A 24,873-nucleotide genomic window follows, 5' to 3' on the forward strand; every position below is an offset into this window, starting at 1 on the left:
TTTTTATTATATTGATTCGACAAAATATGACAGTTGAAAACGAATTGGTCTGTTATGATAATTTTTGAAATTTTACATTTTGGAGGATTAATCATGGATAAAAAGAAGATTTTTGCTGCGTTAATAGGAATTGTAGCCTTATTTATAATTATTAATGTAGTTGTTACGAAAGAGAAAACGACATCAACCAGTGAAAAAATGTACTCTGAGAAAGAATATAATAAATTAGTAGATGAACATTTTGAAGAAACGCAAAAGTTGAAAAGTGATATGAGTGTGTTAGAAACTGAAAAAAAATCTCTTGATGAGCAAGTGAAGAAGTTAAAAGATGAGTTAGCGAAAAAAGAGCAACAAGTAGCACAGCAGCCGGTTCAACAAGAACAACCAAAGCAAGAACCACAACAACCAGCACCAGCGCAACAGCTGGAAAAGAAAGAAGAGCCAAAACCGGAACAACCTACTGGAGCATTCGAAAACCCTATGAAAAGCATAAACAAAACAGAGGCAATGAATAAAGTAAAAGAAAAAGCGAAGCAAGATTTCCAAGATGACTATATGACACAAAACTTTGTTGCGGAGGAACAATCAAAAGCATTTGATTTCTTAAACAGTATTGAAATTAAATCACAAGAAGAATTAAATGTAATGAAGAATGCATTGAAAGATTTTTCTAACGACTTTATGACCGCGAAGTTTGTTTATGAAGAGCAAATGAAGGCGAAGAATAAGCAAGGGTAAAACAAAAACGCTATCTTTTAAAAAGGTAGCGTTTTTGTTATGGATTGTAAAGTTATTTCTACATTTGACATATACAGTCTGACTGTATAAAATGAAACTATTCAGTTAAACTATATAGTTTAGCTATATACTTATCGTTACATTGGAGGTCTTTATGAATAGAGATAAAAATTTACCATTAACGGAAACAACGTATTACGTTCTTTTAGCTTTGTTAGAGCCAGCTCATGGATATTTAATTATGCAAAAGGTGGAGGAACTGAGTAATCATCAAGTGAAAATCGCAGCGGGTACATTGTATGGTGCGGTTGAAAATTTATTAAAACAAGGGTTAATAGAATCGGTAAAAAGCGAAGATAAACGAAGAAAAGTGTATGTCATTACGGAACGCGGGAAAGAAGTATTGCATTTAGACTTTATGAGAATGCAGCACATTATTACGGTTACAAAAAGTTTGTTACACGTATAGTTAGGGGGAAACGATGATGTGGAGATTGAAATTCTTTTTAGACTTTGAGAAAGAGGAAAAATGGTTAGAAGAGATGGCTTGGAAAGGCTATCAACTAGAAAGCAATACATTTGGTTATACATTTAGATATACAGAACCGGAAGATGCGACGATTAAAATAGACCATAGAGTATTTAGTAGAAAAAGTGATTTTATTAATTACTGCACATTATTTGAAGATAGTGGCTGGGAGCATATAGCTGGTAATTGGTGGTCAGGTACGCAATATTTTAAAAAGGTAGATGAAGAAAGTGAAGATGACATTTTTTCAGATCCAATGTCACGAGCAGGGAAGTATAAGCGTCTATCTAAAACATTTTTAGAATTAGCGATATGCTCTATACCAATATTAATCCTATTTATGTTTAATAACACGATTAACTTAGGAGCACTTGTAAATCCGAAAGAACTATATTTTACGCCAGGACTATGGGATAAACAAGGCGTAGCATTTTTATGGTCATTTTTATTTGAAACGCCATTCGCATTAATGAGAGGGATTGCATGCTTGTTTATCCCTGTTGCAATTGTTATGTATTTCGTTTGCTCGTATAAAGCAAATCGATTGTATGAAGAGAGAAGATGATAGGATGGGGTCTCTTAAAGCTGATGCTTTGAGGGGCTTTTTTGAATTTAAAAATGCAACATCTGGGTTATATTATAAAATATTTACTTTATAAACATTTGAATGTAATATAATTTTAATAATAATATTACTTAGGAGGATGATCATCATCATTCATACACTTTTAGGTATTATTGGAGTAATTGTTTTACTAGCTTTTGTTATCCATCCCCGGCGTCCCAGACAAGCGTGTCCCTCTAAAAAATAAACTCGCAGTAATCCTTCCATTGATTGTTATAGCCGGTTTCATTTCCTTTTATATATGATTAAAATAAGAACTTATCAAGTAGAAGTATATATATTTTTCTACCAATGTGTAGTTCCACTAGGAGGTTGCTTATAATGAGATTTCATAAATACACAGTAATGCTTATGTTTCTAGCCATCGGCTCAAGCAATGACTTTTAGGTGTCATCACTGCTATTGTCCTCTTGTTAATTGCTGCATGGACCATACAGACGACCAACATAAATAAATTATTGTATTTCTCAATAAACAAAAATAACTTAACATAGTAAAATAATAGTTGGATGGGAGTCTAATACATATTATTAAAATTAAAGTGGTTCAAGTCGGAGGAAGGCACCTTAGGGTGTCTTTTCTTTATTTTGCTAATGAATAGCTTGTCCTCTTCTATATAACTCTTTAAAATATAAAATGTGCCATCTTTGCCCTTCCCTTATGAAGGGAGGGACAGGAATGAAAAAACATAAAAAAAAGGCGACCAAAAAGACAGAATCCCAGTCTTTCGTAAGTAATCTAGCATCGTGGACGACAGTACTGAGAAATATTCATTACTTCTTCACGCAAAGCCAGTTTGTAAAACATATAATTCAATTCATCAAAGAACAAATTGGAATGTAAAAAAGTGCTGCTATGATTAGCAACACTCAACTCAAAAACTAAAGTAGATCGAACACTGAGCTGAAAGTACTGACCATACGTTCTTCGCACAAGACCAAAGTGATTTAGAAGCGGCAAAGATGTCAGTGTTCTATCTTCTACTAAGATTATATTTTATTTTGTCCATAATAGACCTATATATACGTTAATAAAAAAGAAATACCCCAGCGACCAACCGGGGTATTTCATGACCGATAGGAATGAAAAAACTTGGCGACCAAACCTAGCTTTTGTGTTATTCCCATAAAATTTAAAAACTAAGCAACATCTTGTTGCACTTTTATTTTATCATTATCTTTCTCTTATTGGAATACATTAGATTATTTTTTAGATAAGAGTCCAATACATATTATTAAAATTAAAGAGGTTCAAGTCGGAGGAATGAACTTTAGGGTGTCTTTTTTTTTCTAAAAGAGAGTTTTGCTTTCAAGAAGATACATTTTCAATGGATTACTGCCATGAGTATATAGATAAAGTCCATCAAGACATGTATTTTCATGAATATGTATAATTACATAAAATTTCAGAGAAAAAGAGAGTATACTTTCATATTGTGTAATAAAGATAAAGCCCGCCTACGGAAATAGGCGGGCTTTTTTACTTATAAAGAAAAGACAACCTTTAAGGTGTCTTCCTTCGATTTGAAACATTTTACTAGGTTAAGTTTTTGTGATAATAAACTCTTTTAATTGGAATGAACCGGAGTAGTACATCACTTTATTCTTAAGCATCATTCTCAACAAAAGTGAAGATTTTCATTATCTTTTTAACTACAAAGGGTAATAATTTAGAAGCTAAAAATGCAAGTACGAAAGCAATTCCCCATGTTTTCATCCATGATTTGAGAAATAAAGCTGTATATCCAACATTCATTGAAACCATGACGAAAGAGATAATACTAGATATACCTAAAATCATAAAGATATTAAAAATTATTGGTTCGAATTTTTTATTGATTTTCAAAATTAACACCTATTTTCTATATATGCTTTGCTGCCCAATTTCACCAACATCTAATCTTACAGTTTGAAATCTAGGTTGTCCAGTTTGTTTTACTTTACTGCAATATCAATATTATCTGGAATAGGGTTTCACCATATTGCTATTAAACTAAAATTTTAAGATTGCACCTAAACGAAATTTATAGTATCGAAGTTCATTTTGGAGGGGGGAATGTAATACTACATCTTTAAAGTATTAGTTACACTTGAACTGCACATTGCGTATTTTTTATGAAGAAAAGACACTCATATAAAAGTGTCTTTTCCGATAGTTTTTTAGCAGAAGCAAGCAGCTCCAACGATGATTAATAAAATGAACAATACAACTAATAAAGCAAATCCTCCGGCGAAGCCACAGCCACCACAACTACCACCAAAGCCCATAACAGTTCCTCCTTTTAATAGGAAGGGAAAACCAAGGGGTCACTCATGTGTTTTAACGGATTCCATTTACTGTATGCTTTTACGAATGAATGGAGCAGGTCCTTTTCAAAATAGATTTATCCCGCTATTTGTCGGGGAGTAAGACCTCGATTGGTGAGGGCAGAATATATTCTTAGAAGGAATTCAAAGGCAAAATAAGAGAGTCTATATCATTCTTTAAAAGCGAATAAATGAAAAAAAATATCCAAAAATATAGATAGAAATCCGCTTTTATACCTTTCAATAAAAGAATACTAGCATTATATATTATAAGGAATACTTGTCCTTAATTGTAAATGAAAGGGGGGAATTGGTATGAGTTATGGCTATGGTCACCCTCCAAAAAAATGCTGTGAACATCATAATGAAACTTTATCAACGGGTATATTACGTAGACATTCCGCTACGTTATTTCTTACTGTGGATGCTATGAATGTTGATCCAGATGATACTCGTAGAGTAACAGTTGAAATGTTTGATTGGTCATCGGGTTCTCCGGTATTGTTACCATTAATAGACCCTTCAACACAAACATTGCCACCTAATCGATATGTTACTTTTCGTTCAGCAGCTCTTCCTCCAGCACTCTTTGCTTATGAAGTAAGAATCATTCGTCCGAAAGATAGAGATGTTGTTACAAATGTTTTTGGTCTTAGTGCAATCGTATTTAACCCACAAGAAGGAAATAATGTTTTACAACATGATTTAGCAAAATTAGACCTTAAATAGATTTTATAAAGGTCTATTTATTGAGCATGATTAAACAAAAGAGTAGGGTGTAATCCTACTCTTTTTTTAACGTTAACTAGAATTTTAAAAGAAATCCTTCATCATTTTAGCATCTTTAATATTTACTATCACACCTTCTACCTTATCTTTCTTCTCATCTTTAGCAATTGTAATTTGTTCCTTATTATCAACCCAAACAAGAAATTCTTCTTTTGAGTCATCTTTATATGTAACGGTAATAGTAGAATGTGCAGATTCTCTCTTTTTTTGATCTAAAGTGATAGTTTTAGGTGTTCCATTTTGAATTGCTGAAACGATAGATTTTATCATTTCTTCATTATCTGTTTGAGATTTGGAAGTAGTATGATTTGTTGTTTTTAGTATTTCAATGTCTGAAATATTAGCGGAGTTTAATTGAAAGGTATGTTGTGTGTGTTCTTGCTTAACTTGTGAAGCTTTATCTGTAGCCGAGGTGCTTGTACAACCTATTAAAGTGAAAGATAGAGCGGTTAGAGCGCATATAGATATGATTTTTTTCATAGTATCCCTCCTTGAATTTAATTATAACAATTTTCTGTTAATTTAGGTAGTTATTGTAAGGGGAAGATGTTTTAAAGTGGTAAATGATGTTGTTCATTTTCTATTAAAATTAAAATTCACATAATTTTTTTCATATTTTATGTTTAACATTTCGAAAATAGGTGTACTACATATAATATAACAAATAATTCATTTTAAAGGAGGAAGTTAAAGATGGAAACGAAGTATAGTAAACCTTTTGTATATGAATTTATTACGGAGAAAGAGGTCATGAATGCGGCGAATGATCTAGTGAAGAAAGGAATAGAACAAAAAGATATTTACGTGTTAACACATGAGAAAGAGAGGACAGATAGAATCGCAGATAATGCAGACGTGAACACGATTGGAATAAAAGAGGAAGGACTTGGGACAAGCATTATTAACGTCTTTCAAAAAACAGGAGATCAGTTAAGAAATAAAATGCAAGAGTTAGGGCTTAATGAGGAAGAAGCGAACTTTTATGAAGAAAAGCTGGATGAAGGAAAAATCTTGTTATTCGTTAAAGATTTAGAAAGAGTCGGTGAATGGTTACACGAAAGAAGATGCATGTATTCTATTTAAATTTGTATCCTGTAAATCTATAAATCTATTACGAAAAGGAGATGGGAAATATGAGTGAGAGCGGACTAAAAGAACAAATTACTGGTAAAGTGGAAAAGACAAAGGGACAAGTAAAAGAAGGAATTGGTGAAGTTACAGAAGATAGAAAGTTGAAAAATGAAGGGAAGTGGGACAAGACGAAGGGAACGATAAAAGAAAAAGTCGGAAAAGTGAAACAAAAGATAAGTGATGGGTTGGATAATAAAGAATAATACATGTTTATCAAGCTTTGGTTACATACCAAAGCTTGATAAATCCAATATAAAACGAATATAGGAGGTTTAATTGTGGGACTTATTATTACGTGTATTGTAGGTGGACTTATTGGTGCGTTAGCTGGAATGATTACGGGAAAAGACTTTCCTTTAGGTATAGTTGGTAATGTGATTGCCGGATTAATTGGATCTTGGGTAGGTAGTGCGTTATTTGGTCATTGGGGTCCTGAATGGGGAGGCATTTTCGTTCTTCCAGCGTTATTAGGTGCAATCGTCTTTATTTTAATCGTTACATTCTTCTCTAGAATGTTGCGGAAAGCGTAAGTATGATAATGAATAGTAATCTTAAGTTTATTATATATAGCTATAAAATTAATGAACTGATAAATATACATAAAAAAGCATCCAATTAAACTAATTTGGATGCTTTTTTAATGTAATCTGCATAGGAATAAGCGGGGGATGAAGGCCCCCACTCATTGAAATTACACTTTTTATTATGTATTAAACCATCGTTACTTTTTCACAATTATTTATTCTTACGACCTGCCTCGGTTCTATATGAGATAAGTCCTCGCTATTACCTATATCAACTACAATTGTATTTGTTAGTATGTTAATAATGGAACCAACTAACGTTGTAGCATGATCGTGTCGATAAGAAAATTGAACAAAATCTCCCTTTTTAAAGTTGTGCTCTTCCATAGATAGATCCCCCTAAAAATAATGTTTATACATTATACATACACAAATTTATAAGGTTTAAACATTCGGTAGTATTTTTTAAGTGTTAAGCCGAGAAAGGTGTAGAAAATTTATTTATAATGAAAATAAAAAAATATGTTTAAACCTAATTTTTATGGGTAATTAAATAGTAAAAGTTTGAGATAAGGGGGCGGAAATGATGAATTTGGAAATAAATATTTTGCAAAATGATGTAGGTTATACGGTACAACTTAATGGTGAGATTGATGCGTATACGGCATCAGATTTAAAAAATAAGGTAATGCCTATTACAAGCGAAAAAGAGGTTCATATCGTAGTAGATTTTCATAACGTAGATTATATGGATAGTACTGGTTTAGGTGTTTTTATAGCGCTATTAAAAGCAGTTAAGAAAAATGATGGAAAACTAGAGTTTATCGGTGTATCTAAAAGATTAAAAAGATTATTCGATATTACAGGGTTAACAGAAATATTAAATTTGAATTCCGATTTTGAAAAAGTAGAAAGAAGGTGACTAGGGATGATGGAGAGATTTGAAAAGATAGAAATGAAAATTCCTGCAAAGGCAGAATATGTGGCTATTATTCGTTTAACAATGGCTGGTGTTGCGAATCGAATGGGCTTTGCTTATGACGATATAGAAGATATGAAAATTGCTATTAGTGAGGCGTGTACAAACATTGTACAACATGCATACAAAGAAGACGTTGGAGAAATTACAATTGTCTTTGGGCTATATGAAGATCGATTAGAAATTATGGTTGCGGATAATGGGGTTAGCTTTGATTTTAATAACTTAAAAAGAAAAGTTGGTCCGTATGATATTAGTAAACCAGTAGAACATTTGCCGGAAAATGGTTTAGGTTTATATTTAATCAATACATTAATGGATGATATACAAATTATGCATGATGAGGGCATGACAGTTTTAATGACAAAATATATACAAAGAGAGCAGGTGGAGAATGATGGAAATCCAATCTCAACCTACAACTCTTACTAAAGAAGACGTTATTAAGCTAATTGCAGAATTCCAACAAAACCAATGTAATGAAGCGCAGGAAAGGTTAGTTGATCATTATAAAAATCTCGTATATTCCATTGCATATCGCTATTCAAAAGGCGGGCCGATGCATGAGGATATTATACAAGTAGGGATGTTAGGGCTCTTAGGTGCAATAAGAAGGTATGATTATTCGATAGGGAATGCTTTTGAGCCTTTTGCAATACCTACGATAGTAGGGGAAATAAAGAAGTATTTACGCGATAAAACTTGGGGCATTCACGTTCCAAGACGAATTAAAGATTTGGGTGGGAAAATTAAACTTGCGATAGAGGAACTAACAGATCACCTGCAACGTTCACCGAAGATAATAGAAATTGCAAATCATTTAGGACTATCGGAAGAGGAAGTTCTAGAGATTATGGATGCGAAAAATAATTATCGAGTATCTTCCTTAGATGATGTAGTTGAAAATTCATCTGATGGAAGTTCGGTAGCGAGAATTGAATCTGTAGGTGAAGTAGAGCAAGGATATGAAGAGACAGAAAGGCGTCTCGTTTTAAAGGATATTTTTAACGTATTAAATGATACGGAAAAGAGTGTTATTCATTATATATTTGGAGAAAATTTAAATCAAAAAGATACAGGGGAACGGTTAGGTATTTCACAAATGCACGTTTCTCGTATTAAAAGACAAGCGATAAGTAAATTGAAGCAAGCCGCATTTTTAGATACATAAAAATTTAAAATAATTATGTTTAAAACATGAGAAAAGGGGTACTTATTAAGTATAGGAGGAGATATGAAAATGTCACACGATGTGAAAGAACTAATCGAAGGATTGAATGAAGATTTAGCAGGAGAATACTCAGCAATTATTATGTATAACCATAATGCAGCTACAGTTTCTGGTATATATAGACAAGTGTTAAAACCTTTCTTTGAATCTGAAATTAGTGATGAACAAGGACATGCCCTATATTTAGCGGAGAAAATTAAGACGCTAGGTGGTACACCTACTACGATCCCTTTACCAGTGAAACAAGTAGAAGATGTTAGAGAAATGTTAGAATCCGCTAGACAATCAGAATATGAAACAATTAAGCGTTATGAAACGAGAAAAGAACAGGCAGCGAAATTAAATATGACAGAGTTAGTTGTAAAACTAGAAGATATGATTGCAGATGAAACTAATCATATGGAAGAATTAGATCGTCTTTTAAATGATAAAGCAATGGTGTTAAATTAAAAGTAGAAATTTATAGAGTGAAAGAACAAATTCCTATTTCTAGGGGTTTGTTCTTTTGTTGTATAAATATGTTTGAGTAAGAAATTTTCATTTTGTAACTGAGTATGTAATACTAGAAAAATAGAAAATGATAATAGATTTACATTTTAAATAAGAAAAGGGGAAATAACTTGTGTCCATTTTAATTGTTGATGATAATCCGGTTAACATCTTTGTAATTGAGAAGATTTTAAAACAAGCCGGATATCATGATCTTGTATCGCTCAATTCTGCACAAGAGCTCTTGGAATACATACAGTTTGGAAAAGATTCTTCCAGGCATAATGAAATTGATTTAATACTATTAGATATTATGATGCCTGAAATTGATGGACTTGAAGTTTGTAGGCGATTACAAAAAGAGGAGAAGTTTAAAGATATTCCTATTATTTTTGTTACAGCTTTAGAGGATGCAAATAAATTGGCCGAAGCTCTTGATATGGGGGCAATGGATTATATTACGAAACCTATAAATAAAGTTGAACTATTAGCACGTATGCGTGTAGCGTTACGCTTGAAATCAGAATTAAATTGGCATAAAGAACAAGAAGAAAATCTTCGGAATGAACTAGATTTAGCTACGCAAGTACAAAGAAACTTATTAAGTAGCCCATTAAGAGAAGATCATATAAAAATTGAAGCAAGTTACTTACCTTCATTTAAACTAGCTGGAGATATGTATTATTGGTATAAAATCGATGAAAATCGCTACGGTATTATATTATTAGATGTGATGGGACATGGTGTATCTGCTTCATTAGTTTGTATGTTTATTTCGTCTGTATTACGTGAAACAATTAAATGTTTAATTGATCCAGAACTCGTTATTAAAGAATTAAATAAATATATGACCCTTTTACATAATGAAAATGATAATATTCCTTATTATTTTACGGCGATATACTTAGTTGTTAATACAGAAGATAGAACAGTTGAATATGTAAATGCAGGGCATCCTTCTGGATATGTTTTAGTTGATGAAACAAATGTAGTTGAACTAGATCGCGGGAGTTGTGCCGTAGGATTTTTTGATGAAATAAAAGTTAAAAAGACAGTTATACCTTTTGAGAAGAACGCTCAAATATTATTGTTTACAGATGGTGTTCTTGAAGCAATTGCAAATGATGAATTTGAGTCTGAAGAGAAATTACGTACTTTTACAGAAAGAAAATGGGGAGATTTAGAAGGCGAGATAGAAGGGTTTTACAAGGAAGAACAAAAGAAAGCGCAATCAGATGATATGTGTCTAATTATGATACAAACGAATGCGAAATAAAAAGCGTATGAAATCCAAACAGAGGATTTCATACGCTTTTTATTGTATTTTTTGATAAATTTGTTCACTAGGATTAAATTGGGTATAATGCGGCATTATATTTGAAAAACGAAGAGTTTCTTTATTTCCTAAACATAGAAATCCATTGTGACTTAAGCTTTCATAAAATAGTTGCTGCACTTGATTTTGAAGTTTACTTGTAAAGTAAATTAAAACGTTACGACAAAGTATAATATGAAACTCGTTAAAAGATTGATCGGTTACTAAATTATGCTGTGCAAAAATAATGTTTTGTAACAGTGAAGGATTAAAATAAGCAAAACGATTATCTGTTGAATAATAGTTAGAAAATGCTTGTGTACCGCCAGCTTGTAAATAGTTTTTCGTATAAGTTTGCATTTTATTTAACGGGAGGATGCCTTGTTTTGCTTTTTCTAACACATTTGTATTCATATCTGTTGCGTAAATAACCGACTTTTCACTTAATCCTTCTTCGTGAAGTAAGATGGACATCGATAATACTTCTTCACCAGTTGCGCATCCAGCATGCCAAATTCTAATTTCAGGTTGCTTTTTCAATTCAGGAATAACATGCTCTCTTAGCGCTTTAAAAAAGGCAGGGTTACGGAACATCTCAGTTACATTAATCGAGAAATCATTTAATAACTGTTCTAAAACCCCTTCCTCGTGAATTACTTTTTCAATTAATTTTGAAATGGTTGGGATATTAGAGAGCTGCATTCGATTACAAATCCTTCTATAAATAGATGTGCGAGCATATTGGCGAAAATCAAATCCTGATAGTTTAAATACCGCTTCCAATAGTAATTCAATTTCTAAGTTCGTGCGCTCATCCGTATCTACTGATGGATCAAAATTATAATACTTATTTTCCACTCCAACTAAACCTCACTTATTTTATTAACCATACACTCATTACCGAATAGAGTTGATGTAGGTTTAATGGTTTACTTATATAATCTGAAGCGCCAGCAGATAAACATTTTTCCTTATCATTTGGCATTGCTTTAGCAGTTAATGCGATAATAGGTATTTCATGTAACCCTAAGTTCATTCGGATATTTTCCATCGTTTCATAACCGTCCATATTAGGCATCATAATATCCATTAAAATAAGGTCAATATTTGTATTGCTTTTTAGTATTTCTAAACACTCTATGCCGTTTTGGGCAGTAATAATGTTGGCATTTTGTTTTTTTAATGCATTTTGTAACGCAAATATATTTCGATGATCATCATCGACAATTAAAATTGTTTTCTCTTGGAAGACGTTATTTGTTTCGGTAGTAACGATAGTTTCTTCAACAACTTCAGCAGGAATAACATCTTCTATCGTTGCTGCGACTTCTAAATTGGAGAACTGTATATCATGTAATCCATTTGGAAGGTTAGGAATATATGCCGTGAAAGTACTACCTTCTCCTACATTACTCTCTAACGTAATCCAACCACCTAACAATCTAGCAAACTCTTTACAAATAGATAAACCTAGTCCTGTACCACCATACTTTCGAATCGTTGCTCCATCTGCCTGTTGAAAGGCTTCGAAAATAAGTTGATGCTGTTCTTTAGCGATACCAATACCAGTATCTTTTACTGAAATTGTAATCCAATCTTTACTTATAGACTGCATATCATGACTTAAATTGGTTGTTTCTATTGAATCGAAATGTAAAGAAACGGATCCTTTTTCCGTGAATTTAAATGCATTGGATAATAAGTTTTTAATAATTTGCTCAATCCGTTTTGCATCTGTATAAAACAGATCAGGAATCGTATCACTGTCTTCAATAGTAAATTCGACATTTTTTTGTGCAGCTATATGTAAAAAGTTTTGATGCATATTGGCTGCCATGTCACTTATGTTCGTTGCTTCAAAAATGATGTCTAGTTTGCCTGCTTCTACTTTAGATAAATCTAGTATGTCATTAATTAAAGTAAGTAAGTCTTTCCCTGATGAATGAATGACGGTTGCTAGTTCAATTTCATCATCCGATAAATGATTATCATGATTTTCTCTTAACATTTCAGATAATAGTAAAATACTATTTAACGGTGTGCGTAATTCATGTGACATATTTGCTAGGAACTCAGATTTGTATTTTGAGCTGCGTAACAACTCGCTTGCTTTTTCTTCTAATTCTGATTTGGTAATTTGTAAGTCAGCTGTCTTTTGTTCAGCTTCTTCAGTTCTAGACTCTAATTGTTCATTCGTTGTTCGTAATTCTTCCGCTTGCATTTGTAGTTCTTCCGCTTGCGTTTGTAATTCTTCTGATTGAACTTGTAACTCTTCTGTCATTGCTTGTGATTCATGTAAAAGAGTTTGAATTCGCATACGTCCTATAATGCTATGGATTGTTAAACCTAGATTATCAATAGTTTGTTGAATTAAATCTTGATGTAAGTCTGAAATCTCAGTTACACTTACTAACTCCATTACTGCAATCACCTCATCCTCAAATAAGATAGGGATGACTAGTAGATTTTTAGGACGTATTTCTAATACTCCGCTAGTGACATAACGAAACTCTTCGGGTATATCCCTGAGAATAAAACTTTTCTTTTCTAAGGCAGACTGTCCAATGAAACCTTCACCCATTTTAATGGATTGTTTTCCAATATCAGCACCTTGATCGGCGAAAGAAGCTTTTTTCACATAGTAGACAGTTTCTTCATATTCTTCACGTACATAAAATGCACCGCAAGAAGTTTGCGTTTTTTGTATAATTCCACTAAGAATTTTTTTACCTAACATCTCAATAGAAGATACACCTTGATACATTAAAATTAATTCTGCAAGCTCAGTTTGTAACCACTCTCTTTTCGATATTTCGTCTAGTAAGTGGTTCGTTGTATGAGCAAGATCTTTTATTTCATCATGTGTATTTACATGAATTCTTTCCGTAATTTTTTCTTTAGAAGAAATTGATTTAATAGCTTGAATTACATTTTTAATCGTTTTTGTAATGGAATTCGAAATATAGAGTGAAACGATAATGGAAATAAAAGAAAGTAAGAACAATAAACTGTATAACCAAATCTCTAATTTATTATTTTCAATATCTAATTGTGCAGCTCTTTTTTTCGTTAGTTGCTCCTCAGTGCTCCGGAAGTTAGTTAGCTGCGACTGTAATGACTGAATTTGAGTCGTGTCAATTGTTTGTACATTATTACTATTATTATTTGTAATGAGTGGGTGAATCTCTTTATTAATCCAACTAGTAATGTTTTCGTTAATCTGTTTTAATTTTTCTTGCTGAGAGGGGTTATCCTCTAATAAAGAAAAAAGATCTTGATAATGTTTTTCGTAATCCTTTTCCGCAGAGTTAAGGGACTGCACGTAATTAGGGTTATTAGAAATGATAAACCCTTTCGCTTTATTTTCAATTGTTAGTAACTCTTTCTCCACTTGATTCGTTAAATTGAGAACTTTAAAATCATGATCAATAATAAAATTACGAGATTTTTGTAAGTTGGAAATCTCATTGTTTAACATAATGAAAGAAACAAGTAAGAACAAAATGATAACTAAATAACCAGCCATAATTTTGTAGCGAATACTAAATTTTGCTTTCGAGTTCATTAAAAATTCCTACCTTCAAGGTTATTAAAACTTTTCTATTTTAAAGAATGAAAAACGTAATATATATTATATCAGTTTTCATAAGGCCAAACTAGAAATCCCCCTATTGTATTAGGGGGTTCTTTTTTATAGAGGAAATCATTTTGAAATATAAAAACATATATGAAAGGTAGTAAACGAGGGAATAGAGGATAACAAACATTCTAAGAAGGGAAGAGTGTTCTTAAAGCTCTTTTTGCATCTATTCCTTCAAAAATAAATAATATAAGATCTTTCTTTTTTACAGTAAGGAAAAAGGATACTAGAGTGCTTAAGTTTTTAATAGAAGTAAGTGCTCCGTGTTTACCTATAAATACATTCGTTTGAAATGTTGTCATTAAAGCATAAAAATGATGAATCTGCGTTATTGTAGGTGTTTCATTATAAGAAATAGTAGTAGAGTGAATGGCGTTCATCGTAATATTCCTTTCCATATAGTAAGCATAACAATATAAACATACCCGTTTTAAAAAATGTTAAACATATAAAATAAGAAAAAATATAATTATAGTTTTTTACGTTTAGAAAAGGTTAGGAAGGGTATACATATACTACAAAGAGATTGACTGAAGATGAATTGTAAGATGTCTATGTTTAGTAGATTAGTCTATCAAAATATACTTTTACTTTAAATAAAAAGGAGCCTGGTATACATGAATGAAATGATGATTAATATTACATTTGATTTAATTTACTTGTTAAGTAGTTCACTTGTAGTGCTTTTACTATTCGCTTTTTTCGTAAATGGTTATGTTAATAAGAAGATTAGTGTATACAGAAATGAAGAAAAATAAAGATACATTACATAAAACTTTAGGAGGTTAATAGTTATGAATATAGATAGAAAAATAGTAGGTGTTTTTAGAACAATTGATGATGCGGCACTCGTTATTAATGAATTAAATGATAAAGGATATTCAGCAGATAACATTTCAGCTATTGCGAAAGATCAAAAGGAAATTGAACATCTAGAAGAAAAATCGGGTGAAAAAGTGAATAGCGAAACTGCACATAAAGCAGATATCTTTTCAGCGACAGGGCTTGTAGCTGGAGGGGTAGCAGGCGGGCTTGGTGGTTTATTAACAGGTCTTGGTGTACTTGCCGTTTCTGGAATGGGTCCAATCGTAGCAGCAGGACCGATCGCAGCAGCTATTGGAGGAGCCGGTATTGGCGGAGGAGCTGGAAGTTTAATAGGAGCATTTATAGGGTTAGGAATTCCAGAAGAACATGCTAAAAAGTATGAAGAATATATTTACGATGGCAATATATTAATTTTAGTAGATGCAAAATTAGACGATAAGTTAGAAATCTATAAAATATTTGATAAGCATAATGCCTATAACTCTGATTTCTTTAAATAAAATGATGAAAAATGTAAACAAAGTGAATATCGTTTTTTGATCTTACAACTTTGGCGCGGCCGAGGAGTCGTATGACTATAAGAGAGGAAGGGCTTATAGTAAAAGATCAAGTTCTATCATGTTATTTAAAAGGGAAGAGGTGCCTTTTCGTGATTGTAAAAATATTAAAGGATAGCAGTAATAGTTTCTTTTGTACAGTTCAAAATAAAAATGGAGACCAGTATGTGAAGAAATGGTTTCGTAAACATGAAAACAATGAAAAATTAGGACGACCAACTTTTAAAGAAGTAGAAAAGGACTGGAAAGAAAATAGAGAATCGTTTATGTATCCCAATAATAAAGCTCTTTATTAAAATTAAACATAATGCGCGCTTTATTATTACAAAACTGTCACATTCCTGTAAGGTAATTCAATGGATTAGATACTTTTTCCATGTCATAATAAAGACATAAGAAAGCTTATCAAAACTACAACTTATTAGGAGAGTGTCAGTCATGATTGTAACAACAACGTCTGGAATTCAAGGTAAAGAAATTATTGAGTATATTGATATTGTAAATGGTGAAGCTATTATGGGTGCAAATATTGTGCGCGATTTATTCGCTTCAGTTCGTGATGTTGTCGGTGGTCGTGCTGGTTCTTATGAAAGCAAGCTAAAAGAAGCTCGTGATATCGCAATGGATGAAATGAAAGAACTTGCAAAACAAAAAGGTGCGAACGCTATCGTTGGTGTTGACGTAGATTACGAAGTAGTTCGTGATGGAATGTTAATGGTTGCTGTAAGTGGTACAGCTGTACGTATATAAGTAAATAAAAAACAGGCTCACCCCTTGAAGTTCATGCTTTGAGGGGGTTTTTTATTTTTCTTTTGTTCATGACTAAAGTTAAAATAGAGAAGGGCCGACGTACTAGCTCGCTTATTTCAAATGTAGTATATTATTTCTTAAGAAAAAGCGAGCAAATGGAAGTTTTTGTATTTAAAGAAGGTGTTAACTTTATGACAAATAATAAAATTGCTATTTGAGGTACGAAGAGAATTAGTGGTATGAATAATTTTAGAAAGTGTATAGTTAATAGAAATAAACGATGGAGTATGTAAAGAGTTATATTACATAAAAATTTATTATGAATGGAGGCGGTTAAACTATGTTTTGGTTAGGATGTTTTTTAGGATACATTGTAGGTTCTGTTATTACATGTGCGCTACTTTACTTTGGATATAGATCCAATGAAAATAAAAAAGCGGATATGCAAAAAGGGGAGGAGAGAAAAATCAATAAAAGAGGTGTATAGTAGGCGAAAGGTAAGGTGATAACATTGATGCAAAAATAAAGGACAGTTACATATTTCATATGATTACTATGTACTGTCCCGCTTATTCCTTTTGAATTAGGAAAAATTGTTTCCTGTCTTGCTATAAATTTCATAAGCAAAAAATCCAAATAAATAGCCTATCCCAGATCCTAAACTAACTGAAAGTAGTAATGAATCAGGAGAAAATATGCCAACAATAATACCGATCAAACACCCTAAAAGCATTCCTATTGGTATTAAACTATCTAATAAAACTTGAGCGTTTTTTGATTTTTTCTTACCTAAGTTACCGTTGTTATATTTATGTTTAAGACTTCTAATCACATATACTACAATTCCTCCGGCTATTACAACAGGCGTAATTGCTGTGAGTAACCACATATTAGAATCTCCTTTCGCTTTTTTAATTAAATTACATAAGCTACTTAAAATTCTATGCTACTAAATGGATTGATAGTTGAATGTACTCAATTTAATAACTCGTCAAAAACACTTTCCCTTTCGTTTTCTCCGCAGATTGCACAACATCAACTGCTTTTTTCACATCCGCTAAGTCATATGTAGAATGTACTGTCATAAAACGTAATTGCTTATTTTCCACTAAGCGAATTAAGTGACGAAACGTCTCCTGCCATTTATATGCGGACACATCTTTATTCCAATGTCGTAAATGAAATATGTTCGCGTGCACTTTTGCTTTCGTGACAATCTCTGCCCAGTTTACTTGTACGCCCGATAGAAGACCTATCGTTAAAAAGTGTCCGTTTGGCCTTAAGGAAAAAGCTAATTCATTTCCATCCGGTCCCCCGATAGAATCAATTGCAGCATCCGCGCCGAGCCCGTTCGTTAATTCCATAACGGTTTCATAAAGCGGGGTAGTGGAAGTATCGATTACATATGCAGCACCTAGGCGCAGTAACTCCTCTGTATGCTTATTATTTCTTGTCACGGCAATGAGTCGGAAGTTTAAAATTTGTGATAACTGCGCAAAAAGATGACCAATTGCGGATCCACAAGCATTCACTAATAAAACATCATTACGTTGTAAGTTTAGCGTTTCTGTACATGTAACCCACGCCGTAAGAGGATTAATATACATTTGTGCCGCTGTGAAATCATCGATGGAATCAGGAATAGGAACTACAAAGTCAGCTGATGTTTTCACATATTCTTGCCAAGTACCTTCCCCGCGTAACGGTAACACACGTTTACCGATAAGCTCTCTAGAAACAAAAGCTCCTACATCTTCTACAATACCAACACCTTCATAACCAGGTATGTTAGGTAAAGGGATTCTATGTGCGTATGCTCCAGTGATGGGAATTAAGTCAGATGGATTAATAGGTCTAACTAGCATACGGACGAATACTTCATTATCTTTTAGTGGTTCTATATTTTTATATTCAACTTGTAATACGTCTTTTGGATTGCCAAACTTGTGAAATTGAATGCATGTTCCGTCCAACATAAATGTTCCCCCTTAGTTTGATTGGGTTTATTATAGCATTTTTGGTTTGGGCGATTATTTTGTTAGTGATAAATAGGGTTTTTAATTTACGTATTTATCAGAATTTTATAAAATGTTTATAGAACTATAAAATGGGGGGATTTCTTCATGTGTACTAGTTTGACGTTACAAACAAAAAATTTCCAACATCTTTTTGGGAGAACAATGGATTTCACATTAGATATGAATCAAGAAGTAATAATCATTCCTCGGCGTTATCAGTGGAACAATATAACTGGTGAAACGATCCGAGCGAAAAAGGCTGTTGTCGGAATGGGAATTAATTTTGGAGGAAGGGTCATGATGGCGGACGGAGTAAATGAAACTGGTATGACATGTGCAACTCTCTATTTCCCAGGATTTGCTACTTATAGTAATCATATAGATAGCAATAAAACGAATGTAGCGCCATTTGATTTTGTGACTTGGAGCCTCACGCAGTTCAATTCTGTTGAAGAATTAAGAAAATATATTGATAACATTGCCTTTATAGATGTACCATTACCAGTTTTAGGAATTACGCCACCGCTACATTGGATTTTAGCAGATAAATCGGGAGCGTGTATTGTACTTGAGCCGACAGTTGATGGAATAAAAGTGTATGACAATCCAATAGGAGTAATGACTAATAGTCCCGAGTTTAATTGGCATTTACAAAATTTAAGACAATATATTGGACTTAAATCGCAGCCATTTGCGCCAACTGAGTGGGGAGATGTACCATTAAGTGCTTTTGGCCAAGGTTCAGGAACGATGGGACTTCCTGGAGATTTCACACCGCCATCAAGATTTGTACGGGCAGCGTATGGCAAACAAAACATTCAAAGTATAGAGAACGAAGAAGAGGGGATATCGGCTATTTTTCATATCTTATCAAATTGTGAGGTTCCTAAGGGGGCAGTAATAACAGAAGACGGTATATTAGATAATACGATCTATACAAGTGCAATGTGTATGGAGTCTGGAACATATTATTACCATACTTACGATTGTAGACAAATTATAGCCATTCATTTATTCAATGAAGATTTAGATACAGCTGAGATTAAAACGTATCCGTTCCAGCGGAAGCAAAAAATCTTTTATGAAAACTGATAAAAACACCTCCATTGAATTTGCATACTTAGTATGCGAATTCGGGAGGTGTTTTTCTATTAAGCCGAAGCTTTCTTCATTCTCTCAAGTAAACTAGATAACACATGCGTACGATACGATTCTAGTTTTTTACCTTCATAAGTACGGATACCTAATTTTTTAAGTTCTTTTACATACCAACCTTTGCTTCCGAAATACATGTGATCGCTCCCCTTCAACTTTGTTTTTATTTGTTCTGATTGCATATGGAGGTACAGGTAATATAATGAAGGAAATGAATTTCGCGCGAAAATGGTTAACTTTGTTGTAAAAGACATATATACTAAAGATAGTATACAACGAGGTGGACAAGACGTGATTATAGAGAAGCACGAAATTCAAATTGACCAAATTACTAGCGGTAAAGTGAATATCTTTACTTTCTATAGAAATAGAAAGCAAATTGATGATCATTTTTTACGATTGCAAGAACCATCGCTTACAGCAAACTACTTCTTCCATTTTCATTTTGATGCAGAGAGCTTGCATCTACTGCAGGAAGAGTTTCCAGGCGTATATCCGTACGACGGTAGTGAAACGATTCACGACTGGACGGAAAAGATGAAAGCTGAATTGCAACATCAGATCCAAACAGGTAAATGGAATAAACGCGTACGTATTGGTAATCGCATTCTAGATGTGGTGTTTACGTGGTGTGACGAAGATATAGTAGAGTGAAAAAGAAGCGGATGACGCTTCTTTTTTTAGCGCTGGAATAAAACGAGCTTACCTGCAGTAGATGTACAGCGATGTGTTTTTTCATACAATCCTTTTTCTTGTAAGATAGATTCCCCTTTTGCTTTCGCTTCTTTTTCAGTTGCCGCCTCGAATGATTCGTCTAATGCTTTTGAACCATCTTTTTCAAAGACTGTTAGAACGTATACTCCCATGAAAATTCCCTCCAATATTTAAAATCAGAATCTTATAATTATTTTGACATAAAATGCTACAATATGCAAAGAAATATATGACATTGCGTGGTAAAATAGAATGAAACTTTAATCATCGAGAATATTTTTATTCTCGATGATTATTAGTTTTCAGCGATTTAAATTTTGATAAAATGAAACTTTTGAAAGATAGAAAGGATCGTTATTTGTGAAACAAGTAAAGTTTATACATGCGGCTGATTTGCATTTGGATAGTCCGTTTAAAGGGATGGAGATGAATGTTACGCAGTCTGTGTGGGAGAGAATGAAGCAAAGTACGTTTGAATCATTTGAGCGTATTGTTGATAAAGCGATTCAAGAGCGCGTTGATTTCGTATTACTAGCTGGGGATTTGTATGATGCGGAGACGAGAAGTTTGAGGGCGCAAGTGTTTGTGCGTGAGCAAATGAAGAGACTTTCGCAGTACGATATCCCTGTTTTTATTATTCACGGTAACCATGATCATTTAGGAGGAAGCTGGGCAGCGATTGAGTTTCCGGAAAATGTTCATGTGTTTACCGATCCTTATGTAGAAGAGAAATCATTTTATAAAAATGGTGAGCTATTAGCTTCTATTTATGGGTTTAGTTATTTGCAGCAAGCGGTAACGGATAATATGACAGCGCAGTATACGAAAATGAGTGATGCGCCTTTTCATATTGGCATGCTTCACGGAAGTGTGGAAGGAGATGCAGAGCATAATCGCTATGCACCGTTTCAAATTCGTGAATTGAAAGAAAAACAGTTTGATTATTGGGCTCTTGGCCATATACATAAACGTGAAATTTTATCAGAAGAGCCATACATTATTTATCCAGGAAACATACAAGGTCGTCATCGTAAGGAAACAGGCGAGAAGGGTGCGTACCTTATTGAACTTACGAAACAAGGAACGCAGTGTTCATTTTTCCATACGGCAGATGTTGTATGGGATGAGATCGAGGTTTGTATTGATGGACTTGAAACTGTTGATGAACTTATGACGAGCATGTCAGCTGCGATGAATGATTGCCGAAGAGAAGAGGAAGGGACGCTTTTAACTGTCGTATTCACAGGGCAGGGCCCACTTTCTCCTTATTTGCGTGACGAAAAGCGTGTGGAAGAGATTTTTCATATTTTAGCATCTGGCGAAGAGCGAAAAGATTTCGTATATGCAATGAAGTGGAAAAATGAGACGGTTTCTTTTGCGGAAATCGAACGTTTGAAAGCGGAAAATCATTTCGTCGGTAGTGTGCTAAAGGAGCTAGAAGCTTTCACAAATATGGACGGCGTGTTGCGCACCATTTGGACATCTCCTGTAGCGCGTAATAGTATTGAATCTTTTACAGAAGACGAGAAGAAAGAGATTCAAAAGGAAGCAGAAAATATTATTTTAGAACAATTATTCCAGCAAGAGAGGGATAAAAAATGAGAATTGAAAAACTCCATATTTATGGATACGGAAAATTAGAAAATGTGGAAATGGATCTTTCCTTGCTGACGGTACTATACGGTGAAAACGAAGCGGGGAAATCGACAATTCGCTCGTTTATGAAAAGTATTTTGTTCGGTTTTCCGACGAGAGGACAGCGCCGTTATGAGCCGAAAGAAGGCGGGAAGTATGGCGGTACGATGACTGTGCAAACAGAGCAGTACGGCCGTTTGAAAATTGAACGATTGCCAAAGACGGCAGCTGGCGAGGTGACCGTTTATTTTGAAGACGGGAAAACGGGCGGCGAGGAAATTTTAAACGATATATTAAGCGGGATGAATGAAAGTTTATTTGAATCGGTCTTTTCATTTGATATGCATGGTCTTCAAAATATTCATCAGCTCGGCGAAGCGGATATTGGCAATTATTTATTTTCGGCAAGTGCAGTCGGAAGCGATGCGCTATTACAGTTAGATAAAAAGCTAGAAAAAGAAATGGATCAACGCTTTAAACCGAGTGGGCGTAAACCGGAAATTAACGTGTCACTGCAAGAGATGAAGAAGCTTGAAGAGAAGATGAAAGAGTGGCAAGGGAAAATTGGCACGTATGAAAAACAAGTCGAGCAATTAAAAGAAAGTGAAGAGAAACTTGCTTCTGTTCGCGGAGAGAAAGAGAGTGCAGAAAAGCGAAAGCAAGATTATGAAATATTAGCAGCGCTAGAGCCACTCGTTATTGAAAAACGTGCGCATGAGAAAGTGTTAGAAAATGAGAGCGGGCAGTTTCCTGTAAACGGAATGGCGCGCTATGAAGCGATTAAGGCGAAGATGGAGCCGCTTCAGTTACAAGTTGATTCGCTCCACAAAAAAATAGAGACAGTGCAATCGGAAATTGTCTCGATTCAAATAGATGAAGAGTTTTTACGAAAAGAAAGTTATGTAGAAGAACTTCGTATGCAGCATTTATCTTACGAAAATGCACGCCAAGAAATGCGTGATATGACAGGAAGTATTGCGAATATAAAAGAAGAAATTGCAGAACTAGAACAACAAATTGGTGCTACTTTTGAAAAGGAAGCGGTTCTTTCGTTTGATATGAGTTTGGCAACGAAAGAATTAATTACGCAAACCGTGCAAAAGGCACGTGAATTAGAAACGCAAAAAGTACAGCTTGATGATCGTTTTAAAGTAGCGCAAGAGCAATTAGAAGAACAAGAAGAAAATATAAGACAGATTCAGAAACAAATGTTAGTTGATGAAGAGCGAAATACGTTAGTTGAGAAAGAGAAATCGTTCCAAGATGAGGCGTTTATCGGTATGGGCGCAGAGAGAATGAAGCGCAAGTATGAGGAAAAAGCAGGAGCAGCTATGCAAAAGAAAAAGCAGTGGCAAAGAGTTTGTCTTCTGTTACTTCTTATTAACACGCTTGTTTTATTCACGAGTTTATTTATTGATAACCGCCCGCTCTTATTTATTAGTGTTATTGTTTTTGTAGGGATTGTTCTTGCCCTTGTTTTATATAAAGATCCGTCAAGTGGATTACAAGAAGAGCTTCTTACTCTTCAGCAAAGTGCTGGCGGGAGACAAAGTGAAGAAGCGCTGTCTGTGCGCTATCAGTTAGAAAAAGATGCAGAGATTCGGAAGCTATTTGAGCGTGAGTCTTATAAATTGCAGCAAATGGAGCGAGCTTATGATAAAGTCGTTTCATCGTATGAGGAATGGGAGAGAGAAACGTTCCAGGCGGGAGAACAAGTAGATGCATATAAAACGCGCTATATGTTCCCAGAATTTTATACGTATGCGCACATATTGCCGGCGTTTGAGCGTATGGAAAAAATGCAGCAATTATATCGTGAATTAGAGAAGCAAGGCACACGAAAATCTTCATTATATGAAATGATTTCGCAATTTGAACATAAACTAGAAACTGTTATCGGTAGTGCGGAGTATAGTAAGTTGTATGAGGCGCAAAGGCTTATGCAAAATGAGAAAGAGAAGAGACAAACTTGTAAGCAGCTGAAAGAGAAACTGGCGGAATGGCAAGAAGAATATGAGTTTATGCAAGAACAATTAAAGCAATTGCTAGTAGAACGAGACAGTTTATGGCATATTGCAGATGCTACAGATGAAGAGATGTTTTTAGAAGCAGGTAAACTAGCGGAAAAACGTGAAGATGCTGAGAAACAAGTAGTGCGTTTATTACCGCAAATTGATCTGTTAGAACAGCGTTTAAAGAGTTTATCATTAGCTGAACATTACGAAGCTGACGGTTATGAAGAGAAATTAAAGAGAGAAATTACAGTCGTACAAAACTGTCTGGCGCAAGAGAAAGAACTGACAGAGCGCATCGCGAAACATCGTATGGAAATTGCGAATTTAGAAGAAGGTAGTACGTACGGAGATTTAATGCATGAATGGGAAATGAAAAAAGCGCAATTGCGTGAACAAGTGAAGAAATGGGCTGCTTATGCGGCCGCAAAAACGGTGTTAACGAAAACGAAGCAATATTATCATGAAGTGCATCTGCCTCGTATTTTACAAAAATCAGAAGAGTATTTCGTCTATTTAACGGGCGGACGCTATAGTAAAATCTTTTCACCGTCAGAGGCGGAGCCGTTCATTGTTGAACGTAACGACGGTATACGTTTTTACAGTCATGAACTAAGCCAAGCGACAGCGGAGCAGTTATATTTAGCGCTGAGATTTGCACTTGCGAAAACATTTGAACATGATTACCCATTTATTATTGATGATAGTTTCGTGCACTTTGATGCGGTAAGGACGGATCGAACGATTGAACTAATAAAGGAAATCGCAAAAGATAGACAAGTCATCTTCTTTACATGTCATGCGCATTTACTCGCGTATTTTACAGAAAAACAGATTGTAAAATTAACACATAAGCGTAAAGAAAATGAGTTGTGATATGCTATACTAAAAGTAACTGATTTGGTGGAGGA

At 34.0% G+C, this 24,873-nt stretch carries 33 protein-coding genes; 22 read left to right on the forward strand and 11 right to left on the reverse strand.

Annotated elements, in window-relative coordinates:
- The first annotated feature begins 93 nt into the window (after nucleotides 1-93).
- The 4 genes from N2V79_RS04935 (at nucleotide 94) to N2V79_RS04950 (ending at nucleotide 2,735) form a co-directional block, all read left to right on the forward strand.
- Nucleotides 94-738 (forward strand): hypothetical protein, encoded by a 645-nt coding sequence (locus tag N2V79_RS04935; RefSeq protein ID WP_120460753.1) that lies wholly within the window; start codon nucleotides 94-96, stop codon nucleotides 736-738.
- Nucleotides 739-892: 154 nt separating this feature from the next.
- Nucleotides 893-1,207 carry a PadR family transcriptional regulator gene (locus tag N2V79_RS04940; RefSeq protein WP_001078069.1) on the forward strand — a complete coding sequence of 105 codons (315 nt, stop codon included), beginning with the start codon at nucleotides 893-895 and terminating at the stop codon, nucleotides 1,205-1,207.
- A gap of 13 nt (nucleotides 1,208-1,220) precedes the next feature.
- On the forward strand, nucleotides 1,221-1,832 hold the full coding sequence (locus N2V79_RS04945) for a DUF2812 domain-containing protein (RefSeq protein ID WP_340719627.1): 612 nt from the start codon (nucleotides 1,221-1,223) through the stop codon (nucleotides 1,830-1,832).
- 738 nt (nucleotides 1,833-2,570) lie between these two features.
- Nucleotides 2,571-2,735 (forward strand): hypothetical protein, encoded by a 165-nt coding sequence (locus N2V79_RS04950; RefSeq protein WP_340719628.1) that lies wholly within the window; start codon nucleotides 2,571-2,573, stop codon nucleotides 2,733-2,735.
- 762 nt (nucleotides 2,736-3,497) lie between these two features.
- Here the strand turns inward: N2V79_RS04950 and N2V79_RS04955 are convergent.
- Together N2V79_RS04955 and N2V79_RS04960 are read right to left on the reverse strand one after the other, a co-directional pair.
- Nucleotides 3,498-3,737 carry a DUF2798 domain-containing protein gene (locus tag N2V79_RS04955; protein WP_000700210.1) on the reverse strand — a complete coding sequence of 80 codons (240 nt, stop codon included), beginning with the start codon at nucleotides 3,735-3,737 and terminating at the stop codon, nucleotides 3,498-3,500.
- Nucleotides 3,738-4,051: 314 nt separating this feature from the next.
- On the reverse strand, nucleotides 4,052-4,159 hold the full coding sequence (locus N2V79_RS04960; protein ID WP_000505670.1) for a YjcZ family sporulation protein: 108 nt from the start codon (nucleotides 4,157-4,159) through the stop codon (nucleotides 4,052-4,054).
- 354 nt (nucleotides 4,160-4,513) lie between these two features.
- Between N2V79_RS04960 and N2V79_RS04965 the strand changes: the two genes are divergently transcribed.
- A complete protein-coding gene (locus N2V79_RS04965; protein ID WP_000120208.1) occupies nucleotides 4,514-4,927 on the forward strand; it encodes a hypothetical protein in 414 nt (137 codons plus the stop codon).
- Between the two features lie 84 nt (nucleotides 4,928-5,011).
- Here N2V79_RS04965 and N2V79_RS04970 read toward each other — a convergent pair whose 3' ends face one another.
- The gene (locus N2V79_RS04970) at nucleotides 5,012-5,467 is read right to left on the reverse strand and encodes a hypothetical protein (protein ID WP_340719629.1); all 456 of its coding nucleotides are present in this window, start codon (nucleotides 5,465-5,467) and stop codon (nucleotides 5,012-5,014) included.
- Between the two features lie 213 nt (nucleotides 5,468-5,680).
- Between N2V79_RS04970 and N2V79_RS04975 the strand changes: the two genes are divergently transcribed.
- The 3 genes from N2V79_RS04975 (at nucleotide 5,681) to N2V79_RS04985 (ending at nucleotide 6,648) form a co-directional block, all read left to right on the forward strand.
- Nucleotides 5,681-6,070 carry a general stress protein gene (locus N2V79_RS04975; RefSeq protein WP_016125605.1) on the forward strand — a complete coding sequence of 130 codons (390 nt, stop codon included), beginning with the start codon at nucleotides 5,681-5,683 and terminating at the stop codon, nucleotides 6,068-6,070.
- A 50-nt stretch (nucleotides 6,071-6,120) separates the two neighbouring features.
- Nucleotides 6,121-6,321, forward strand: coding sequence for a CsbD family protein (locus N2V79_RS04980; RefSeq protein ID WP_000004269.1), 201 nt, complete (start codon nucleotides 6,121-6,123; stop codon nucleotides 6,319-6,321).
- Nucleotides 6,322-6,396: 75 nt separating this feature from the next.
- Entirely contained in the window at nucleotides 6,397-6,648 is a 252-nt protein-coding gene (locus N2V79_RS04985) for a GlsB/YeaQ/YmgE family stress response membrane protein (RefSeq protein WP_000522903.1), read from the forward strand.
- A gap of 180 nt (nucleotides 6,649-6,828) precedes the next feature.
- On the opposite strand, the gene N2V79_RS04990 is transcribed toward N2V79_RS04985, so the two are convergent.
- A complete protein-coding gene (locus tag N2V79_RS04990; protein ID WP_029442044.1) occupies nucleotides 6,829-7,029 on the reverse strand; it encodes a hypothetical protein in 201 nt (66 codons plus the stop codon).
- Nucleotides 7,030-7,225: 196 nt separating this feature from the next.
- On the opposite strand from N2V79_RS04990, the gene rsbV reads away from it, so the two are divergent.
- The 5 genes from rsbV (at nucleotide 7,226) to N2V79_RS05015 (ending at nucleotide 10,617) form a co-directional block, all read left to right on the forward strand.
- Nucleotides 7,226-7,564: an anti sigma b factor antagonist RsbV gene (rsbV, locus tag N2V79_RS04995; protein WP_002106052.1), complete on the forward strand. Its 339-nt coding sequence runs from the start codon at nucleotides 7,226-7,228 to the stop codon at nucleotides 7,562-7,564.
- Nucleotides 7,565-7,570: 6 nt separating this feature from the next.
- A complete protein-coding gene (gene rsbW / locus N2V79_RS05000; RefSeq protein WP_003269702.1) occupies nucleotides 7,571-8,053 on the forward strand; it encodes an anti-sigma B factor RsbW in 483 nt (160 codons plus the stop codon).
- Nucleotides 8,016-8,792 carry an RNA polymerase sigma factor SigB gene (gene sigB, locus N2V79_RS05005; protein WP_015055091.1) on the forward strand — a complete coding sequence of 259 codons (777 nt, stop codon included), beginning with the start codon at nucleotides 8,016-8,018 and terminating at the stop codon, nucleotides 8,790-8,792. The genes rsbW and sigB overlap by 38 nt, the downstream gene beginning before the upstream one ends.
- A gap of 69 nt (nucleotides 8,793-8,861) precedes the next feature.
- Nucleotides 8,862-9,302, forward strand: coding sequence for a ferritin-like domain-containing protein (locus N2V79_RS05010; RefSeq protein ID WP_000017755.1), 441 nt, complete (start codon nucleotides 8,862-8,864; stop codon nucleotides 9,300-9,302).
- Between the two features lie 172 nt (nucleotides 9,303-9,474).
- Nucleotides 9,475-10,617 carry a fused response regulator/phosphatase gene (locus N2V79_RS05015; RefSeq protein ID WP_340719630.1) on the forward strand — a complete coding sequence of 381 codons (1,143 nt, stop codon included), beginning with the start codon at nucleotides 9,475-9,477 and terminating at the stop codon, nucleotides 10,615-10,617.
- A gap of 39 nt (nucleotides 10,618-10,656) precedes the next feature.
- Here N2V79_RS05015 and N2V79_RS05020 read toward each other — a convergent pair whose 3' ends face one another.
- The 3 genes from N2V79_RS05020 to N2V79_RS05030 all read right to left on the reverse strand — a co-directional run bounded on the left by N2V79_RS05020 (nucleotide 10,657) and on the right by N2V79_RS05030 (nucleotide 14,676).
- Entirely contained in the window at nucleotides 10,657-11,514 is an 858-nt protein-coding gene (locus tag N2V79_RS05020) for a CheR family methyltransferase (RefSeq protein WP_000429046.1), read from the reverse strand.
- A gap of 16 nt (nucleotides 11,515-11,530) precedes the next feature.
- Entirely contained in the window at nucleotides 11,531-14,221 is a 2,691-nt protein-coding gene (locus N2V79_RS05025; protein WP_340719631.1) for an ATP-binding protein, read from the reverse strand.
- 203 nt (nucleotides 14,222-14,424) lie between these two features.
- On the reverse strand, nucleotides 14,425-14,676 hold the full coding sequence (locus N2V79_RS05030) for a hypothetical protein (protein ID WP_053565099.1): 252 nt from the start codon (nucleotides 14,674-14,676) through the stop codon (nucleotides 14,425-14,427).
- A gap of 237 nt (nucleotides 14,677-14,913) precedes the next feature.
- Between N2V79_RS05030 and N2V79_RS05035 the strand changes: the two genes are divergently transcribed.
- From N2V79_RS05035 to N2V79_RS05055, 5 genes are all read left to right on the forward strand, one after another.
- Entirely contained in the window at nucleotides 14,914-15,054 is a 141-nt protein-coding gene (locus N2V79_RS05035; protein WP_001004571.1) for a hypothetical protein, read from the forward strand.
- Between the two features lie 36 nt (nucleotides 15,055-15,090).
- Complete coding sequence (locus N2V79_RS05040) at nucleotides 15,091-15,621, forward strand: general stress protein (protein ID WP_157418241.1); 531 nt, start codon at nucleotides 15,091-15,093, stop codon at nucleotides 15,619-15,621.
- Nucleotides 15,622-15,770: 149 nt separating this feature from the next.
- Entirely contained in the window at nucleotides 15,771-15,974 is a 204-nt protein-coding gene (locus N2V79_RS05045) for a DUF4028 family protein (RefSeq protein ID WP_340719632.1), read from the forward strand.
- A gap of 142 nt (nucleotides 15,975-16,116) precedes the next feature.
- On the forward strand, nucleotides 16,117-16,428 hold the full coding sequence (locus N2V79_RS05050) for a YbjQ family protein (RefSeq protein ID WP_000637511.1): 312 nt from the start codon (nucleotides 16,117-16,119) through the stop codon (nucleotides 16,426-16,428).
- Between the two features lie 340 nt (nucleotides 16,429-16,768).
- Nucleotides 16,769-16,915: a hypothetical protein gene (locus N2V79_RS05055; protein WP_000498632.1), complete on the forward strand. Its 147-nt coding sequence runs from the start codon at nucleotides 16,769-16,771 to the stop codon at nucleotides 16,913-16,915.
- A gap of 96 nt (nucleotides 16,916-17,011) precedes the next feature.
- Here the strand turns inward: N2V79_RS05055 and N2V79_RS05060 are convergent, their stop codons facing one another.
- Both N2V79_RS05060 and N2V79_RS05065 read right to left on the reverse strand, forming a co-directional pair.
- The gene (locus tag N2V79_RS05060; RefSeq protein WP_063546678.1) at nucleotides 17,012-17,317 is read right to left on the reverse strand and encodes a hypothetical protein; all 306 of its coding nucleotides are present in this window, start codon (nucleotides 17,315-17,317) and stop codon (nucleotides 17,012-17,014) included.
- A gap of 91 nt (nucleotides 17,318-17,408) precedes the next feature.
- Nucleotides 17,409-18,404, reverse strand: coding sequence for a zinc-dependent alcohol dehydrogenase family protein (locus N2V79_RS05065; protein ID WP_340719633.1), 996 nt, complete (start codon nucleotides 18,402-18,404; stop codon nucleotides 17,409-17,411).
- 147 nt (nucleotides 18,405-18,551) lie between these two features.
- Between N2V79_RS05065 and bsh the strand changes: the two genes are divergently transcribed.
- A complete protein-coding gene (gene bsh / locus N2V79_RS05070; protein ID WP_097822156.1) occupies nucleotides 18,552-19,538 on the forward strand; it encodes a choloylglycine hydrolase in 987 nt (328 codons plus the stop codon).
- Between the two features lie 59 nt (nucleotides 19,539-19,597).
- On the opposite strand, the gene N2V79_RS05075 is transcribed toward bsh, so the two are convergent.
- Complete coding sequence (locus N2V79_RS05075) at nucleotides 19,598-19,738, reverse strand: YflJ family protein (RefSeq protein WP_000273536.1); 141 nt, start codon at nucleotides 19,736-19,738, stop codon at nucleotides 19,598-19,600.
- A 154-nt stretch (nucleotides 19,739-19,892) separates the two neighbouring features.
- Between N2V79_RS05075 and N2V79_RS05080 the strand changes: the two genes are divergently transcribed.
- A complete protein-coding gene (locus tag N2V79_RS05080; protein WP_000582776.1) occupies nucleotides 19,893-20,255 on the forward strand; it encodes a hypothetical protein in 363 nt (120 codons plus the stop codon).
- Between the two features lie 26 nt (nucleotides 20,256-20,281).
- On the opposite strand, the gene N2V79_RS05085 is transcribed toward N2V79_RS05080, so the two are convergent.
- The gene (locus N2V79_RS05085; RefSeq protein WP_000539552.1) at nucleotides 20,282-20,467 is read right to left on the reverse strand and encodes a YhzD family protein; all 186 of its coding nucleotides are present in this window, start codon (nucleotides 20,465-20,467) and stop codon (nucleotides 20,282-20,284) included.
- Nucleotides 20,468-20,675: 208 nt separating this feature from the next.
- On the opposite strand from N2V79_RS05085, the gene N2V79_RS05090 reads away from it, so the two are divergent.
- The gene (locus N2V79_RS05090; protein WP_340719634.1) at nucleotides 20,676-21,917 is read left to right on the forward strand and encodes a metallophosphoesterase family protein; all 1,242 of its coding nucleotides are present in this window, start codon (nucleotides 20,676-20,678) and stop codon (nucleotides 21,915-21,917) included.
- Nucleotides 21,914-24,838 carry an ATP-binding protein gene (locus tag N2V79_RS05095; RefSeq protein ID WP_340719635.1) on the forward strand — a complete coding sequence of 975 codons (2,925 nt, stop codon included), beginning with the start codon at nucleotides 21,914-21,916 and terminating at the stop codon, nucleotides 24,836-24,838. Before N2V79_RS05090 ends, N2V79_RS05095 begins: the two co-directional genes overlap by 4 nt.
- The last annotated feature ends 35 nt before the right edge of the window (nucleotides 24,839-24,873 follow it).

Source organism: Bacillus sp. CH_70 (assembly GCF_038007045.1).
Taxonomy (GTDB): Bacteria; Bacillota; Bacilli; order Bacillales; family Bacillaceae_G; genus Bacillus_A; species Bacillus_A cereus.